This window comes from Paraburkholderia sp. CHISQ3 (genome assembly GCF_030464945.1).
GTDB classification, from domain to species: domain Bacteria; phylum Pseudomonadota; class Gammaproteobacteria; order Burkholderiales; family Burkholderiaceae; genus Paraburkholderia; species Paraburkholderia megapolitana.
In genome coordinates, this window is sequence record NZ_JALPRG010000003.1 from 628,639 (window position 1) to 645,143 (window position 16,505).

Sequence of the window (16,505 nt, forward strand, 5' to 3'; positions counted from 1 at the left end):
TGATGCCATTCATGAGGCAGACGCGATGCGCTTCAACAAGCTCGATTTGAATCAGCTGGTGGTGCTGGACGCGCTACTCGACGAATGCAGCGTGACGAAAGCAGCGAAACGGCTATTTCTGAGCCAGTCCGCCACCAGTTGCGCCATGGCGCGTCTGCGCGAGTATTTCGAGGACGAGTTGCTGGTGCAGATCGGCAAGGCGATGGTGTTGACGCCTCGAGCCGAGAGCCTGAGACATCCGGTCCGCGAGGTGCTGCTGCAGATTCAGTCCATCACCAACGACAATCCCGCCTTCGACCCCGTCAGTTCAGACCGGAAGATCGTGGTGGAAACATCCGACTACGTGACGAGCGTATTTCTGGGCGAAGTCCTGCGGCGAGCCTCCATCGAAGCGCCGCGCATGACGTTCCGTGTGCGTACCGCGGCAACGCTCGGTGTCGTGCATCTGGAAAACGGCGAGATCGATCTGCTCATTACGCCGGACTTCCGCGCCGGGTCGACCCAGCCCGTTGAACTGTTATTCGAGGATTCGTGGTCGTGTGTTGTGTGCGCGGACAACGACCGGATTGGCGAGACGCTGACGTTGGCTGAATACCTCGACGCGGGTCACGTGATCATGGAGTGGGCAGGGGGCGCTATCGTCACCTCCGACAGCCGTGCAGCCGCAGCGTTGGGATACAACCGTCAAGCGGAGGTGACCGTGGAGACGTTCAACGTTGTCCCGCACTTTCTGATCGGCACGCGCCGGATCGCTACCTTGCAGACCCGTCTTGCATCGTTGCTACAGCGCTATTCGCCATCGCTGCGTGTGCTGCCTTGCCCGTATCCGATTCCGAAACTTGTCGAGGTGGTTCAGTACAACAAGTTCCAGGAGCGTGATCCAGCGTTGATGTGGTTCCGACAGTTGATGCGCGAAGTGGCGCAGGCAAGTTCGGTTCAGGTACCCGTCGCGCTCAGCGGTGCAGGCTCAGGTACTGCTTGAGGACATAGTCTTCTCCGGGCCCGTAGCTGTCGGTCAATGCGTGGCCAGGATACTTTTCCCATGACGAGAAAACCGCCCAGTCCGGAACGACGTGCAGGGTGTTCTCGATGTGCGTAAAGTTCCGGACCGCTGCGTCGAGCCACGCCTGGTTGTTCATCGACGCAGGCGGCGGTCCCGCGTTGTAGATAATGCCGAGCGGAAGATCGACGTCATGGGCAAAACTCGCTACCTCCTGCAAGGAGGATGGCCACCGCTGCACCCCCCAGTTGATATCGACGTCGGTGAATGCGAGCGGTTTGCCGACCTTCGCGTGGAATGCCGTCATCCAGTGGCGGTAGTCTTCTTTCCACGTCGGCTGGTCTGTGATGGACGGAAACGGCTCGGCCTCGCCGACGATCGCATCCGGAAATACCTTCAGATACTCGTTCAGGTCCTTCGCCACGCGTTCAGCCACGTTGTCGATCGACGAGCGACAGGCATTCTTCCCGCTGTAGTAATGCCCAAACCATAGCGGCTCGTCCATCGCGATATAGCCAACCTCCGCGCCAGCCCGTTTCAGTTTTGCTGCCAGCGTTGCCACCTGGTCGGTCGGAAAATAGCCTTCCACTCCGCCGCCGCAACCTGAAGCGTCGTAAGCCTGCGCCAGCATCTCGATGCCCAGCGCAACATGCTTCGCCTTCAGGCGCGCGACTACTTTCGCCAGATCCGCATCCGGTATCTTGACCAGCGCCTGCGTGAGGATACCGACGGTAGTGACGTGATCCATGTAGGCGGGCCATGTCCCGTCCGGCTGATAGAAGAGCGTGTCCCAGCTTTGATGACCCGCGGGCGATGAGATCGCGCCCATACTGAACCAGACTTTCGGCATCTGTCCGCCCGGTTCTGCCCTGGCGGCGGTGGCACAACACAGCACGAGCGCGATCGCACCAGACCTGCACAGCCTGCGGATAAGATGGCTCTTCATCGCGTCCCGGCTCCTTCGATGCAAAAAAACAGGCCAGCCGTTTTTGAGGCGGCTGGCCCGTGTACGCATCTAGCAAAAAACAATCAGGCTTGCGGCGCGGTGTCGTCAGTTGCGTTCGTCGCGTCCGTTGCCGGCGCTTCCTCTTTCTTGTCGAGAAGCGATTCCAGCTTGCCCGCTCCTTCGAAACCCGCAACCGCTGCAATGCCTTTGGTCAGTAGACCCGCATCCGGGTCGACTTTCTCTGCTGCCTCGACTGCTGCAACAGCACCGGCGATTTCGCCAACCGTGTCCAGGATTCCCATGGCACTCCCTCCCTGTGTTGAATGAAAAAGCATCATCTCACAACGCAGGGCATCGTGGCAGATGCCTCGTTTTTGTCAGCAAAATGGAAGCTAACGCGCTGCGCAAAACCGTCGTCAGCGAAGCGGGCATTGGATGACGAGCGCATGGTGCATTTTGCATATCTGCTTTTTTACAAAGAACATTCAATTTCCTGCATATTAAACTTCAATAAATTACAAATTCCATCAAAAAAAGTTTGACGCTCGTTTTTTATCTCCGATACTTCAGTTCATCAGAAATCGGACGAATCACCAGTAGAACGAATCAAAACTCAAACAGCATCTTTTCGTTTGTGTTTCCGTAACGCCTTCTTTCCTGACCGGGCCGGGCTGGCTTGAGACGGCCCGGTGTCTCATCGGGTTTCGTGGGGAACCGCCGTGCGTCATGCCGATGCATGGGGGCAAGTTGTCGTCTGTCACTTTGAATTGCTAACCGAGGGGTAATGTCAAATGAATCAGATTTCAGTCAAAACGAAACAACGCAACGCCCGATTAACGATGGCCATCGCCGTCGCCATGGCCGCGGCATTCGGCGCGGCCACCGCGCACGCAGCCGATGGCGGATGGACCGAAACGAAAACCAAAGGCTTCCTGCCGCTCGTGCAGCAACAGGCGGCCACCGCAGCCTCGACGGACGTCGCTTCGGCGGCGGCTAGCGCCGTGGATCTGGCGCCCGGCGAAACGATCGACGTGTTGCTCGGCTTGAACCTGCGCAACGAGACGCAACTCGACACGTTCCTGCGGGATCTGCACACACCGGGTTCGCCGCAATACCACCGCTTCGTCACGACGGAACAATTCGCCGCGCAGTACGCGCCGACCCAGCAGCAGGTCGATGCCGTCGTCGCGCATCTGCGTAAGGCCGGCTTCGTCAACATCGTCGTGGCGCCGAATCGTCTGCTGGTCTCGGCATCCGGTACGGCAGCCACGGTCAAAGCGGCGTTCCGCACGGGGCTTAAAGGCTTCAGCAAGAACGGCCGCCATGTCTACGCCAACACGGATGCCGCGCAGGTGCCGAACGCGCTGGGCAGCATCGTCGGTTCGGTGCTGGGGCTGCAGAACGTCGAGCTGATGCACACGGGTGCGAGCCAGCCTGAAGGGGACACGAGCAATCTGACGATCCCGTCGGGCGCTGCCGCGGTGCCGCACAATCCGACCGAGTTCTCGTCGATCTACGACGCGGGCACCACGCCGACGGCATCGCAAACCACGGTCGGGATTATTTCCGAAGGCAATCTGACGCAAACCGTCTCCGACCTCAACACGTTTGCCGCGAACAACGGACTCGGCACGATCAGCAGCTCGGTGGTGAAGACCGGTTCTTCCGGTAGCTCGTACACCGACACAAGCGGTACGGTCGAGTGGAATATGGACAGCCAGGCGATTGTCGGTGCGGCGGGCGGCAGCGTGCAGAAGGTCGTGTTCTACGATGCGCCGGCGATGACGCTGTCGGCGATCACGGCGGCCTACAACCGGGTCGTGACGGACAACGTGGCGAAGGTGATCAACGTGTCGCTCGGCGTATGCGAATCGTCCGCGCACAGCCAGGGCTCACAGGCGACCGACGATACGATCTTCAAGCAGGCCGTCGCGCAAGGTCAGACCTTCTCGGTGTCGGCCGGAGATCACGGCGCGTATGAGTGCGCAGGCGGTAGCCCGTCACGCTCGACCTACACGGTCAGCGAGCCGGCCACCTCGCCGTATGTGATTGCCGTCGGCGGCACGACAGTCTTCACGCAGGCGTCGAACACGGGGACCTACAACAGCGAGATCGTGTGGAACGATCCGAGCTGGCAGCCGGGCACCGTGTGGTCGACGGGTGGCGGTTTCAGTGCGTACGAGAGCGCACCGTCGTGGCAGTCGTCGAGCCTCACGGGATCGACCAAGCGTGGGCTGCCGGACGTCGGTTTTGACGCCGATTTGCGGACCGGTGCGATCCTCGTGGTATCCGGCCAGACGAGCGATACGCTCTGGGGTTCGGGCTATCTGAACAACGAAGGCGGCACGAGCCTTGCCGCGCCGATTTTCACGGGCATCTGGGCGCGACTCGAATCGGCGAACGGCAACAACCTCGGCTTCCCGGCCAGCAGCATCTATCAATATTTCCCCTCGAATGCGTCGGTGGTGAACGACGTAACGTCGGGCAATAACGGTAGCGGCGGATATGGCTACAACGCGAAAGCAGGGTGGGATGCGACGACGGGGTTCGGCAGTATCGATATTTCGAACCTGAATGCGTTCATCCAGAAAACGCCGGACTTCGCGCAGTGATGATTCGTATGCGGATCTGAGTGGTATGTAGACGGGCGGGCTGCGTCGGTGTGTATGGCGCAGGCCCGCCCGGTTCTATGACGAACCGCCCGTTGCACTCACTACTTCGCAGCCTGCTCGGAAGCCTGTTTCGGCGTCCCCGCGCACTGCGCATGCCGCGGATCGCACAACTGACCGGCAGACCAGCCGCCACCCAGATCGCCAAACAACGAAGCCGCATCGAGCAGACGCTGTTCCTGCACATTCAACGCAGTCTGCTGATCGCTCAACTGGGTGGCGAGCGCAGTCGCCACGGTGGTGTAGTCGACCGTACCCGCCTGGTATTCGTTGAACGCGATCTTCGAACCCTCGGTTGCATCGCGCACGGCGCTGTCCAGCGCGTCGGCCTGCTGCGCGAGAATGCGCAGGCCGGACAGGTCGTTCTCGACGTTGGCGAATGCGTTCAGCACGGTGCCGCGATAGCTGGCCACCGCTGCATCATAGGCGGCCTTCGCAGCGTCGACTTCCGCGTGGCGTTCGCCGCCGTCGAATAACGTCCCGGTCGCGTTTGCGCCAAGCGACCACACACGATTGGCCGCATGCAGCAAACCGGACAGCGGCGCCTGCGAAAACCCGTCCAGTGCGGACAGCGAAATGGTCGGATAGTAGGCCGCTACAGCCACGCCGATTGCGGCGTTCTGGGCCGCCATCGCACGTTCGGCAGCGGCGATATCGGGCCTGCGTTCGAGCAGTGTCGATGGCACGCCGACTGGAATGGTCGGCAGCGTCGGCAACGCCGTGCTATGCGGAATGTCCAGATCTTCCGGGTTCTTGCCGACCAGTACCGCAATCGCGTGCGCATACTGCGCACGCGCGACGCCGAGTGAAATCAGGCTCGCCTGCGCGCTTTCGAGTTGTTCGCGCGCCGTGATGAGGTTCGACGGTGGCACGGTACCGGCGTGATCCTGATCGGCGACGACGCGCAGGTATTGCTGGTACGCCTCGACGGTCTTCTGCAGCAGATCGATGTTCGCATCGCTGATGCGCAACTGGATGATGTCGCTCGCGAGCGAAATCTGTTCCGAGAGCGTCGCGTTGGCGAGCGTCGCTTCGTCGACCTGGGCGGTCGCCGCATTCTGCTCGATCGTACGGCGCACCTGGCCCCACAGATCGAGTGTCCAGCTCGCCGTGCCTTCGAGCGTGCCGGAATTGATGGGTGGCAGATTCGTGCTGGCGGAGCCGGTCGCACTACGCGCGCGCGTGGCCGACCCCGTGACTCCGATGGTCGGGAACAACTGGCTGCGCGCCTCCCGCACTTCGGCAAGCGCCTGCTGATAGTTCGCGTAGTCCTGGCGCACGGTCTGGTTCGACACGGACACGAGCGGTTCGAGCTGATCGATCAGCGGATCGTTAAACGCAGTCCACCAGTCGCCCTTCGGTGCGGACGCAGCGGGTTCGGCCTGGGTCCAGCCGGGCAGTTCCTTGTAGGTCGCGGCGACCGGCACGGGGGGCCGGCGATAATCCGGGCCGACCATGCAACCGCCAAGCAGCAAGGCGAGCGCGGCGACCAGCGGCAGACGGGGTGTCTTCATCTTCATGCCTTGGTTTCCGGTGTAGCCGGGGTATCTGGGGTTTCCGGGTTTTCCTGCTGTCTGCTCCACGGCATGCGTGCAGACCACCGTGCAAGCCTCGCGCGCAAACGGTCGAGGTACAGATAGATCACAGGCGTCGTGTACAGCGTAAAGGCCTGACTGACGATCAGACCGCCCATCACCGTAATACCGAGCGGCTGGCGCAGCGACGCGCCCTGACCGATGCCGATCGCGAGCGGCACCGCGCCGAGCACGGCGGCGAAGGTCGTCATCATGATCGGACGCAGTCGCACGACAGCCGCGTTATGCATGGCCTCCCGCGCATTCTGCCCTTCGGTGCGTTGCAGGTGGATCGCGACGTCGACCATCATGATGCCGTTTTTCTTGACGATGCCGATCAACAGCATGATGCCGATAAAGGCGATCGCCGAGAACGACGTGCCGAACACGAGCATGGCGAGCGTCGCACCGATCAGGGCCGACGGCAGGGTCGAGAGGATCGTGATCGGATGGATCGCGCTCTCGTAGAGGATGCCGAGCACGAGATAGACCACGAAGAGCGCCGCGAGGATCAATAGCGGAATCGTCCCGGCCGATTGCGAATACGCTTGCGCCGCGCCGGCAAACGAGCCGTGAATCGAGGCGGGCATGCCAATGTCGCGGGAGGCCTGGTCGAGTATCGCCGAGGCAGTACTGAGCGAGCCGCCGAGCGGCAGATTGAACGACACGGTCGCGGCGACGAGGCCGCTTTGATGGCTCACCTGGGTCGCCGTTTGACTGTTGCTGTAAGTCATGAACGCCGGCAACGGCACCATGGTTTCGGCGGAGGTGCTGTCCGCGCTGCCGCTCGAGCTGCCGCCCTTGCTGTTGGCGATGCTATTGGTGGTCTGGTTCGCTTCGGCGTTTGAGTTCAGCGAGTTGGTCCCGGCGGCCGTGCTCTGCGCGGTATTGACCGCGCTCACCGTGCCGCCGGGCATCTGCGTCTGCTGCGTGCCGTTGGCATTGCCCGCCGCCGTACTCATGAAGATCTGGTTAAGCGTCTGCGGGTATTGCCAGTATTTCGGCGCGACTTCCATCACGACGAAGTACTGGTTGACCGCGTTATAGATCGTCGAGACGGTGCGCTGGCCAAATGCGTCGTACAACACGTTGTCGATCTGGTTGGGCTGAAAACTGTAGCGCATCGCAGTCGCGCGATTGATGTTGATCAGGGTCTGCAAGCCGTGTTGCTGCAAGTCGGAGTTCACATCCTGAATCTGCGCGCGGTGTTTGTTGAGTTCGTCGACGAGCAACGGCGTCCATTTGAACAATGCCGCGGAATCGTCGCTGGTCAGCGTGTACTGATACTCGGCGGCCGACTGCCGGCCGCCGATGCGCAGATCCTGCGCAGCCTGCAGGAACAGCTGCGCGCCGGACACCTGGCTCAACCGCGGACGCAGGCGGTTGACGACCTCGGTGGCGGACGCGTGGCGCTGGGCGAGCGGCTTCAATTCGATGAAGACCTGCGCGGTATTGAGCGCGCGGCCGCCGGTAAAGCCGGCCACCGATGCGACGGCCGGATCGGTTTGCACGATCGCCTGCAACTGCGCGAGTTTCTTCTCCATTGCGGTGAACGAAATGCTCTGGTCCGCGATGATCTGGCCGATCAGGATGCCGTTGTCCTGCTCCGGAAAGAACGTGCCCGGCACGAAGCGCAGCAGGAAGATGTTGAGCACGAGCAGACCGATCAGCGTCAGGATGCAGATCAGCGCATGATCGAGCACGGCGTCGAGCGAGCGCGAATAGGCCGCCTTGAAGCGCTCGAACTGGTTTTCCACCCAGAGCCCCCAGCCCGCGCTGGAATGTCCCGCGTTTTTGCGGGTCAGCACGTACGCACACATGGTCGGCGTGACGGTCAGCGAGACCACCAGCGAGATCAGGATCGCAATAGAAAGCGTCACCGAAAATTCGTGGAACAGCAGGCCGAGGATGCCGGGCATCAGCAGGATCGGCAGGAACACCGCAATCAGCGACAGGCTCATCGAGACCACGGTGAAGCTCACCTCCTGGCTGCCGCGCAAGGCGGCCTCGCGCGGACTGAGGCCGGCTTCGAGGTAGCGCGTCGCATTCTCCAGCACGACGACGGCATCGTCGACCACGAAGCCGGTACTGATCGTCAACGCCATCAGCGAGAGGTTGTCGATGCTGTAGCCGAGCAGGTACATCGGCCCGAATGTCCCGATGATCGACAGCGGTAACGCGACAGCCGGCACGAGCACCGCGCGCGGCGAGCGCAGGAACACGAACACGACGCCGATCACGAGCAGCACGGCGATGAACAGCGTGCGCAACGTGTCCTGCACCGAGGCATCGACCGATTGCGACGCATCGATCGCGACTTCGACGTGCACGTCTTTCGGCAACGTGGCTTCGATGGACGGCAACACGTTGTTGATCTGCTTGACCGTGTTGACCACGTTGCTGCCGGGCGTCGGATAGATGATCGCCAGCACGGCGGACTTGCCGTTAAAGAGCCCCGCGTTGCGGATGTTTTCGTTCGAATCGATGACCTGCGCGACGTCGCGCAGCATCAGCGGCGCGCCGTTGCGATAGGCGATGACAAGGTCGAGGTAATCCTTCGCCTTGGTGGCCTGATCGTTGGAAGTGACCTGGTAGCGCTGGCCATTTAGATCGAGATGACCTTTCGCGCTGTTGGCGTTGGCGGCACTGATGGCGGCCCGTACGTCTTCGAGACCGACGCCGTAACTGTTGAGCTTGCCGGGGTCCAGTTCGACGCGCACCGACGGCAGCGCGCCGCCGCCCAGCGTAATCTGGCCCACGCCGGTGACCTGCGACAACTGCTGCTGGATGACCGAATCGGTCGAGTCGTAGAGCTGCGCGAGCGTCAGCGTCTTCGAGGTCAGCGCGAGCACCATGATCGGCGAATCGGCCGGATTGTATTCGCGGTAGATCGGGTTGCTGCGCAGCGTACTCGGCAGGTCGGCGCGGGCGGCCTGGATTGCAGCCTCGACGTCGCGCGCGGCGCCGTTGATGTCGCGGTTCAAACCGAACATCACCACGATCAGCGACGAGCCAACCGAACTCGTCGAGGTCAGTTCGGCCACGTCGGCAATCGTCCCGAGCCGGCGTTCGAGCGGTTCCGCGACGGTCGATGCCATGATGTCGGGGCTCGCGCCGGCCATGCTCGCCTGCACGACGATGACCGGAAACGCGATGTTCGGCAGCGGCGCGACCGGCAGCCGGAAGTAGGCCAGCAAGCCGGACAGCGCAATCGCGATCGCCAGCAAGGTCGTGGCGACCGGTCTGCCGATAAAGAGCGCCGTGATGTTCACTGCGCACCCTCAGCGATACCGGGCTGCGATTTGCGCCGGCGGCGCACGCGCTCGGCGAGGCGATCGAAGAACAGATAGATGACCGGCGTCGTGAACAGTGTCAGCAACTGGCTCAGCGTCAGCCCGCCGATAATCGCCAGACCGAGCGGCCGGCGCAGCTCGGAACCCGTGCCGGTGCCGAGCAGCAGCGGCAGCGCGCCGAGCATCGCGGCGAGCGTGGTCATCAGGATCGGCCGGAAGCGCAGCAGCGAGGCTTCGAAAATCGCGTCGCGCGGCGACTTGCCGTGGTTGCGCTCGGCGTCGAGCGCGAAGTCCACGATCATGATCGCGTTCTTCTTGACGATACCGATCAGCAGCACGATACCGATGATGCCGATCACGTCGAGATCGCTGCCCGCGATCATCAGCGCGAGCAACGCGCCGATACCGGCCGACGGCAGCGTCGAGAGGATCGTCACCGGATGGACGAAGCTTTCGTACAGCACGCCGAGCACGATATATACGGCGACCAGCGCGGCGACCAGCAGGTAGACCTCGCTCGACAGCGAATCCTCGAACGCCTGCGCGGCGCCCTGGAACGTGGAGGTGATCGACGGCGGCAGGTTCACGGCCTGCTGGGCGCGCTTGATCTCGTCCACGGCCGTGCTCAGCGACGAGCCCGGCGCGAGGTTGAATGACACCGTGACGGCAGGGAACTGCGCCAGATGGCTGACCACGAGCGGCGACTTGACGACCTTGATCGTCGCGATGCCGTTGAGCGGCACCTGGCCGCTACTGCTCGTCTGGCTCGGCAGATACAGGTTGCCGAGCGACTGCACGGTCGGCAGGGATTCAGGCTTTGCGACCAGGATCACGCGGTACTGATCCGACTGCTGGAAGATCGTCGACACAATGCGCTGGCCGAGCGCGTCATAGAGTGCGTTGTCGATCGTGGCGGGCGTGATGCCGTAGCGCGCGGCCAGTTGCCGGTTGACCTCGACGTTGATGCTGAGGCCGTCGTTGTTCATGTCGCTCGTCACGTCGGTGATCGAGGCAATCTTCTGCATCCGCGCGATCAGCTCGGGGACGTACTTCTGGAACGCCTGCTGGCTCGGTCCGCGCAGCACGAACTTGTACTGGTTCGGCGACACGGTGGTGTCGAGCGTCAGGTCCTGCTCGGGCTGCAGGAACAGCTTGATGCCCGGCACGTCGGCGACTTCCTGCTGCAGCCGCCGCGCGATTTCCACCGCGCTCAACGAGCGGTCGTCCTTCTGCTTCAGGTTGATCAGGAAGCGACCGTTGTTCAGCGTCGTATTGGTGCCGTCGATCCCCACGTACGACGTCACCGAAGTCACGTCCGGGTCTTTCAGGATCGCTTCGGCCAGCGCGGACTGCCGCTTCGCCATGGCCTGGTAGGACACCGTGTTGTCGGCGACGCTAAGACCCTCGATCACGCCGACGTCCTGAACCGGGAACAGCCCCTTCGGAATCACGACATACAGGATTCCGGTAAGCGCGAGGGTGAGCACGGCCACCGTCAGCGTCAGCTTCTGGTGATCGAGCACCCAGCGCAAACCGCTCTCGTACGCATTCAGCGTCTTGTTGAACAGGTTTTCGCTGACGCGCTCGAAGCGGCTCGGATGCCGTTGCGCCTGAGCTCGCAGAATGCGCGCGCACAGCATCGGGACGAGTGTCAGCGAAATCACCGCCGAGATAACGATCGTTACCGCGAGCGTGACTGCGAATTCGCTGAACAATCGCCCGATCACGCCGCCCATGAACAGCAGCGGGATCAGCACGGCGATCAGCGACACGGTCAGCGACAGGATCGTGAAGCCGATCTGTCCGGCACCTTCGAGCGCGGCCTCGAGCGGCGTCTTGCCTTCCTCGAGATAGCGCACGATGTTCTCGATCATGACGATCGAATCGTCGACCACGAAGCCGGTCGCGATGATCAGCGCCATCAGCGACAGGTTGTCGATGGAGTAGTGCAGCTCGTACATCATCGCCAGCGTGGCGATCAGCGAGACCGGTACGGAAATGCTCGGAATCAGCGTTGCGGGCACATTGCGCAGGAACACGAAGATCACCATCACCACGAGCCCGATTGCGAGCGCGAGTTCGAACGCGGCGTCGGAGACCGACGAGCGGATCGCCTTCGTACTGTCGGCGACGACCGTGACTTTTACGCCGGCGGGCAACGATGCTTCGAGCGTGGACAACTGCTTCGTGATCTGGTCGACGGTGGCGATCACGTTCGCGCCCGGCTGACGCTGCACGTTGAGAATGATCGCCGGCGAGTGGTTGAACCACGCACCTTGCGCCGTGTCTTGCGCCGCCGTGCTGACGCGCGCGACATCGCGCATGAACACCGGGGCGCCGTTCTGATACGCGATAACGGTGTCCAGGTACTGCTGCGGATCGGCGATCTGATCGTTGGCGTTAATCGTGTAGTCGAGCTCCGGGCCGTCGAAGTTGCCCTTCGGCTGGCTCACGTTGACATTGCCGAGCAGCGTGCGCAGATCGTCGAGACTCAGGCCGTAGGCGGCCAGTTTTTGCGGGTCGGCCTCGACCCGGATAGCCGGCACGTTGCCGCCCGAGGTGGTGACCACACCGACGCCGCTCACCTCGGAGATCTTCATCGCGAGGCGGTTGTTGGCGGCGTCCTGCAACTGCGTCAACGACATCGACGTGGACGTGACGGCGAGCGTCAGGATCGGCTGGTCGGCCGGGTTCACCTTGGCGTATGTGGGCGGTGCGGGCAGGCCGCTCGGCAGGTAGCTGTTCGCCGCGTTGATGGCCTGCTGGACGTCCTGTTCCGCAATGTCGAGGTTCAGCGCGAGATCGAACTGCAACGTGATCACCGACGATCCATCCGAGCTGAACGACGTCATCTGCTGCAGGCCGGGAATTTCGCCGAGCTGCACCTCGAGCGGCGCGGTGACCGTCGTCGCCATCACGTCGGGGCTCGCGCCGGGATAGAACGTCTGTACCTGGATGGTCGGGTAGTCGACGTCGGGCAGCGCGGAGACCGGTAGAAAGCGCACGGCGACCAGACCCACCATCACGAGGGCGATCACCAGCAGCAAGGTCGCTACCGGCCTCAGCACGAACACGCGGGAAATATTCATCGGCGCGCGGGTCCGTGGTTACGAGGCTTGCGATGCATCGGCGCCTGCCTGGCGATGCGCGGCGTGCTGTGCACGAGCGGCGGATGCGCCGGCGGCGTCGCTTGCCGGCGCGGCGGGTTTGGCACCGGCCACCCTGATCTTCGCGCCGTCGCTCAGGCGGTCCATGCCGTCGGTTACGACGCGGTTGCCGGCGGTGAGGCCGGTCAGGATGACGGTGTTCTTGCCGTCGTTGGGGCCGAGCGTGACCTTGTGCACGGAGACCGTGTTGTCGGCATTGACGAGAAACACGTAGTTGCCGGGCGCGCCGCTCTGCACGGCGGGCGTCGGTACGAGCACGGCGTTCTGCAGCGTATCGACCTGCAGCTTGACGTTGACGAACTCGTTGGGGAAGAGCGCTTCGTTATCGTTTGCGTAAGTCGCCCGTAAGGTTACGGTGCCGGTGCTCGTCGCCATCTGGTTGCTGATCGCATACAGCGTACCGGTCGCGATTTCCTTGTTGGTGTCGCTTGTGTACGCGGTCACCGGCAGCTTTGCGCCCGAATTGAAGCGCGTCAGCACGGAGGCGAGCGAGTTCTGCGGCACGGTGAATTCGACGGTGGTCGGCTTCATCGTGGTGATGACCACGACGCCGCTCGTACTCGACGAGGTCACGTAGTTGCCCGGATCGACGAGACGCAGGCCGACGCGGCCGGCAACCGGCGCGGTGATGTGGCAATAGATCAGGTCCAGCTCGAACTGCGCGATGTTGGCGCGATCCGCCTTGACCGCGGCTTCGTCCTGCTGCACCGTGAACTGCTGGTCCACATAGGTCTGTTCGGCGATCGACTTCTGCTGGTTCAATTGCGTATAGCGCGCGAGGTCGGAGCGCGCCTGGGCGAGGCTCGCGAGGTCCTTCGCCAGTTGCGCCTCGGCCTGCTGCTTGTCGATCTCGTACTGGCGCGGGTCGATCTGCACGAGGAACTGGCCTTTCGCCACATCCTCGCCTTCGTGGTAGGCCACCTGTGTGAGGTAGCCGCTTAACTGCGGCAGCACGGTGACGGTTGCGACCGGTGTGACGGTGCCCAGTTCGCTCAGTACTTCGGGCATGTCTCCGAGGGTCGCCGGGGCCACGGTGACGACCTGCGCCGGCGTGGCGACCTTGGGTTTCTTCCCGCGCAATACGTGAACGAGCACCAGCGCGATCACGATCAGCAGTACCAGTACGAGCACGATGCGCCCGTAGTGCCGACGCTGTCCTGGTTGGTTGGACCCGACCTCGCTCATATAACCTCGGTAAAGAGTGATTGCCGCAGACAAATAAGAGCAGCCGCTGCGAAAGGACCCGGTGCCGGGTGTTTAATTGCCATGCAAGATAGCTAACTCAGCAATCGCTTGACGAGAGAGTCTAGCGAATCGCACGTCGCGTGTTTATACCCGCCTGCTTCTAGAGGTTGCAAGCCGTTACGAAAGCAGCCTGCCGCAACGCTCTGTAAAGAAACCAGGATTTCGCAAGAAAGCGGTGGGCTGGTTTGGGGTGGCACGGACAGAAGAGGGCATGTGTCGTGTTGTGAAGTCCTGAGTCAGGGTTGCGGAAGACCGCGCCGCGATGAGTTCGCTTGTCGGCGCATGTTACGCGTCGAAGGTTGCGGGAAGATTACGCAGAGGAGTGCGGGGAGGTGGGGCGGGTCGTGCAGCGCGGGGGGCGGCGTTTCGGCTTGATCAGGATCGCCAGTGCGAAGCGCCGTTCCTATGCGTTATGCAGGAACGGCGCTTCGATCAATTCACAGATGCGTTAGCTCATTTCCACGCAATCTCCGGCGACCTGTAGAACGCGACACCGAACGCGTCCCAGCGCTGACCTTGCGTGATCAGTCGTTGCTGGAAGGCCGTCCAGTCGTGCGAGGACAGTTTCGACCAGCCGATCTCCGCCATCGACGCCATGCGCGGGAACGCCATGTAATCGGCATATTCCTGCTGCGTCGCCCATACCGTGTTGTTATCGGGCAGGGCGGTCGAGCCGACGTAGGTCCGGTCGCTCCACAGCGGCGCCTCGAGGCCGGCTATCTGCCGGGCCGGCAAGAGGTTGATCGAACCATCGGTCGACGAGAGCTCGGTAGTCGGATCCCATGAGTAGGATTTCTGCACGCTCGTGTAGCCCTCCCACAGCAGACCCCATGGCGTGAGCTGGCTGTACTTCATGTCGAGGTACGCATGGTCGGCCGGCGAGAAAATGAACTTCGCCCCTTGCGCGATTCCCGATACGGCGTCCTGAACATCCGCCGACTGTGTCGCGGTACCGATCGTTGCACGGTCCGTATCGTCGCCCCAGTATTCGAGCAGTGTGCCGGCGGGAATCTTCGCGGAACCGATCTGATGCCAGCCGATCGGCGTTTTCCCGGCCGCGGTGACCGTGCCGGTTGCAGCGCTCACATAGTCGCCGTACTCCGCCGGTGTGATACCCGTCGGGGTTTCGTCGCCGCCGACATGCACGTAGGGTCCCGCCGTCATGCCGGCCAGGCTGCTCAATACCGTGCCCAGATAGCTGCGCATGTTGGCCAGATGGGCCGGATCCGTCAGGCACAACAGGCTCAGCCCGGGACCGTCGAAACCGGAGTAAGGCTGAAGCGCCGTGTTACTGCAGTTCAGGTTGGCAAGCGAAGCCTGGGCCGCGCTGACGTGGCTCGGTCCGTCGATTTCCGGTACGACGGTAATCGAGCGATCGGCGGCATAGCGCACGATGCCGCGGTAGTCATCGGCGGTGTAGTACCAGGGCCGCGCGGGCACCGTCGGGAAGCTGCTGAGCGTGCTGCCGCTTTGCGTGCTGGCGCCGATCGCCGTCAGGGACGGGAGTGCGGAGATCGCGATACGCCAGCCCTGATCGTCCGCGAGGTGCAGGTGCAGCGTGTTGATTTTCAGCAGCGTGATTTCGTCGATGTAGTGCTTGACCTGAGCGACGGTGAAGAAGCGTCGCGAGACATCGAGCATCGCGCCGCGATAGGCGTACCGCGGCCAGTCGGCGATCACCACACCCGGCGCGGACCATATGCCGGTTTGCTGGCTCGTGCTGTAGACGGCGTTCGGCAGCAACTGCAGGAGCGTCTGGATACCCATGTACACGCCGTGTGCGGTTGCGGCGCGAATCACCACGCCGAGTTTTCCGGAGACGAGCGTATAGCCTTCCTGTCCGAGCGCGCCCTGGCGGCTCGAGTCCACGTCGAGCACAATGAAGTTCTCGTGGCGCACGTCGTCACGGCCATTGGCCGCCGGCAAGGTGAAGCCGGTCGATTTGCCGACGATGCCGCGCAGATAGGACACGGCGGCGGTCAGATCGGCGCTTCCGCTGGTGACGATGTGGGTGTCCGCGGAGAGAGTGAAGCTGCCGCTCGGCAGAGCGTGTTCGAACACCGGGACCGGAAGCAGCGACGGGGCGCTGGCGTCCGGGCCACTGCCTGCCTTTGCCGCCCTGATCGCGGCGCTGTCATCGAGCGCCGCAGCGATGCTTTTTAATGATGTTGTTTCTTGTAGTGACGCCGCAGCCGCGCTGCTCGATCCGAACGGATCGCAGGTGGCCAGCAACAGAGCGACGGCGCAAAGAACGCCAGGATGCCTCATGTTCGCACTCCAGAAAATGGGGTTGAGATGGTGTTGACGTATCGGCACAGCTTGCGAAGCGCATGCATGCAATCAAAACGGAAACGGGCAATCTCTAATGCGGTGAGGGATGTGGAAGGGTTCGCGCGATCTTTGACCTGTGGGATATCAGGACCTGAAAAGAAAAACGCTTTTGGCGTGAAAAGAAATTACATCACTAATGATGGGATTCCTGTAATGGTTAACCCTTTTTAAACATTGGCACATTCTTCTGAATTCTCAATAATTCTCAACTTATGCTGGTGAGATTCTTATGGAAGCTTTGATGTAGGCACATGCAGCTTGCATACGGTGCGTTGAACAA

9 protein-coding genes are annotated in these 16,505 nt (G+C 62.3%); 2 read left to right on the plus strand and 7 right to left on the minus strand.

Annotated features, from left to right (window positions below; all coding sequences use genetic code 11):
- The first annotated feature begins 25 nt into the window (after window positions 1-25).
- Entirely contained in the window at window positions 26-982 is a 957-nt protein-coding gene (locus M0D65_RS09715) for a LysR family transcriptional regulator (RefSeq protein ID WP_266252467.1), read from the plus strand.
- On the opposite strand, the gene M0D65_RS09720 is transcribed toward M0D65_RS09715, so the two are convergent.
- Window positions 954-1,946, minus strand: a complete 993-nt coding sequence (locus M0D65_RS09720) for a hypothetical protein (protein ID WP_266252468.1) — start codon at window positions 1,944-1,946, stop codon at window positions 954-956. The two genes, M0D65_RS09715 and M0D65_RS09720, sit on opposite strands and share 29 nt — an antisense overlap.
- Window positions 1,947-2,029: 83 nt before the next feature.
- Window positions 2,030-2,248, minus strand: coding sequence for a hypothetical protein (locus M0D65_RS09725; RefSeq protein WP_091006474.1), 219 nt, complete (start codon window positions 2,246-2,248; stop codon window positions 2,030-2,032).
- Window positions 2,249-2,737: 489 nt separating this feature from the next.
- On the opposite strand from M0D65_RS09725, the gene M0D65_RS09730 reads away from it, so the two are divergent.
- Window positions 2,738-4,558, plus strand: coding sequence for a protease pro-enzyme activation domain-containing protein (locus tag M0D65_RS09730; RefSeq protein WP_266252469.1), 1,821 nt, complete (start codon window positions 2,738-2,740; stop codon window positions 4,556-4,558).
- 101 nt (window positions 4,559-4,659) lie between these two features.
- Here the strand turns inward: M0D65_RS09730 and M0D65_RS09735 are convergent, their stop codons facing one another.
- The 5 genes from M0D65_RS09735 to M0D65_RS09755 form a co-directional block, all read right to left on the minus strand.
- Window positions 4,660-6,129, minus strand: coding sequence for an efflux transporter outer membrane subunit (locus M0D65_RS09735; protein ID WP_091008687.1), 1,470 nt, complete (start codon window positions 6,127-6,129; stop codon window positions 4,660-4,662).
- A gap of 2 nt (window positions 6,130-6,131) precedes the next feature.
- Window positions 6,132-9,461 (minus strand): efflux RND transporter permease subunit, encoded by a 3,330-nt coding sequence (locus M0D65_RS09740; protein WP_266252470.1) that lies wholly within the window; start codon window positions 9,459-9,461, stop codon window positions 6,132-6,134.
- Complete coding sequence (locus tag M0D65_RS09745; RefSeq protein ID WP_266252471.1) at window positions 9,458-12,571, minus strand: efflux RND transporter permease subunit; 3,114 nt, start codon at window positions 12,569-12,571, stop codon at window positions 9,458-9,460. The genes M0D65_RS09740 and M0D65_RS09745 overlap by 4 nt, the downstream gene beginning before the upstream one ends.
- A gap of 18 nt (window positions 12,572-12,589) precedes the next feature.
- Window positions 12,590-13,834, minus strand: coding sequence for an efflux RND transporter periplasmic adaptor subunit (locus tag M0D65_RS09750; RefSeq protein WP_266252472.1), 1,245 nt, complete (start codon window positions 13,832-13,834; stop codon window positions 12,590-12,592).
- Between the two features lie 513 nt (window positions 13,835-14,347).
- The gene (locus M0D65_RS09755; protein WP_266252473.1) at window positions 14,348-16,162 is read right to left on the minus strand and encodes a beta-N-acetylhexosaminidase; all 1,815 of its coding nucleotides are present in this window, start codon (window positions 16,160-16,162) and stop codon (window positions 14,348-14,350) included.
- Window positions 16,163-16,505 lie beyond the last annotated feature (343 nt).

Bases quoted from the DNA above. Each gene is read 5' to 3' on its own strand.
- M0D65_RS09715 (WP_266252467.1), top strand. From the start codon at position 26: ATGCGCTTCAACAAGCTCGATTTGAATCAGCTGGTGGTGCTGGACGCG.
- M0D65_RS09720 (WP_266252468.1), bottom strand. From the start codon at position 1,946: ATGAAGAGCCATCTTATCCGCAGGCTGTGCAGGTCTGGTGCGATCGCG.
- M0D65_RS09725 (WP_091006474.1), bottom strand. From the start codon at position 2,248: ATGGGAATCCTGGACACGGTTGGCGAAATCGCCGGTGCTGTTGCAGCA.
- M0D65_RS09730 (WP_266252469.1), top strand. From the start codon at position 2,738: ATGAATCAGATTTCAGTCAAAACGAAACAACGCAACGCCCGATTAACG.
- M0D65_RS09735 (WP_091008687.1), bottom strand. From the start codon at position 6,129: ATGAAGACACCCCGTCTGCCGCTGGTCGCCGCGCTCGCCTTGCTGCTT.
- M0D65_RS09745 (WP_266252471.1), bottom strand. From the start codon at position 12,571: ATGAATATTTCCCGCGTGTTCGTGCTGAGGCCGGTAGCGACCTTGCTG.
- M0D65_RS09750 (WP_266252472.1), bottom strand. From the start codon at position 13,834: ATGAGCGAGGTCGGGTCCAACCAACCAGGACAGCGTCGGCACTACGGG.
- M0D65_RS09755 (WP_266252473.1), bottom strand. From the start codon at position 16,162: ATGAGGCATCCTGGCGTTCTTTGCGCCGTCGCTCTGTTGCTGGCCACC.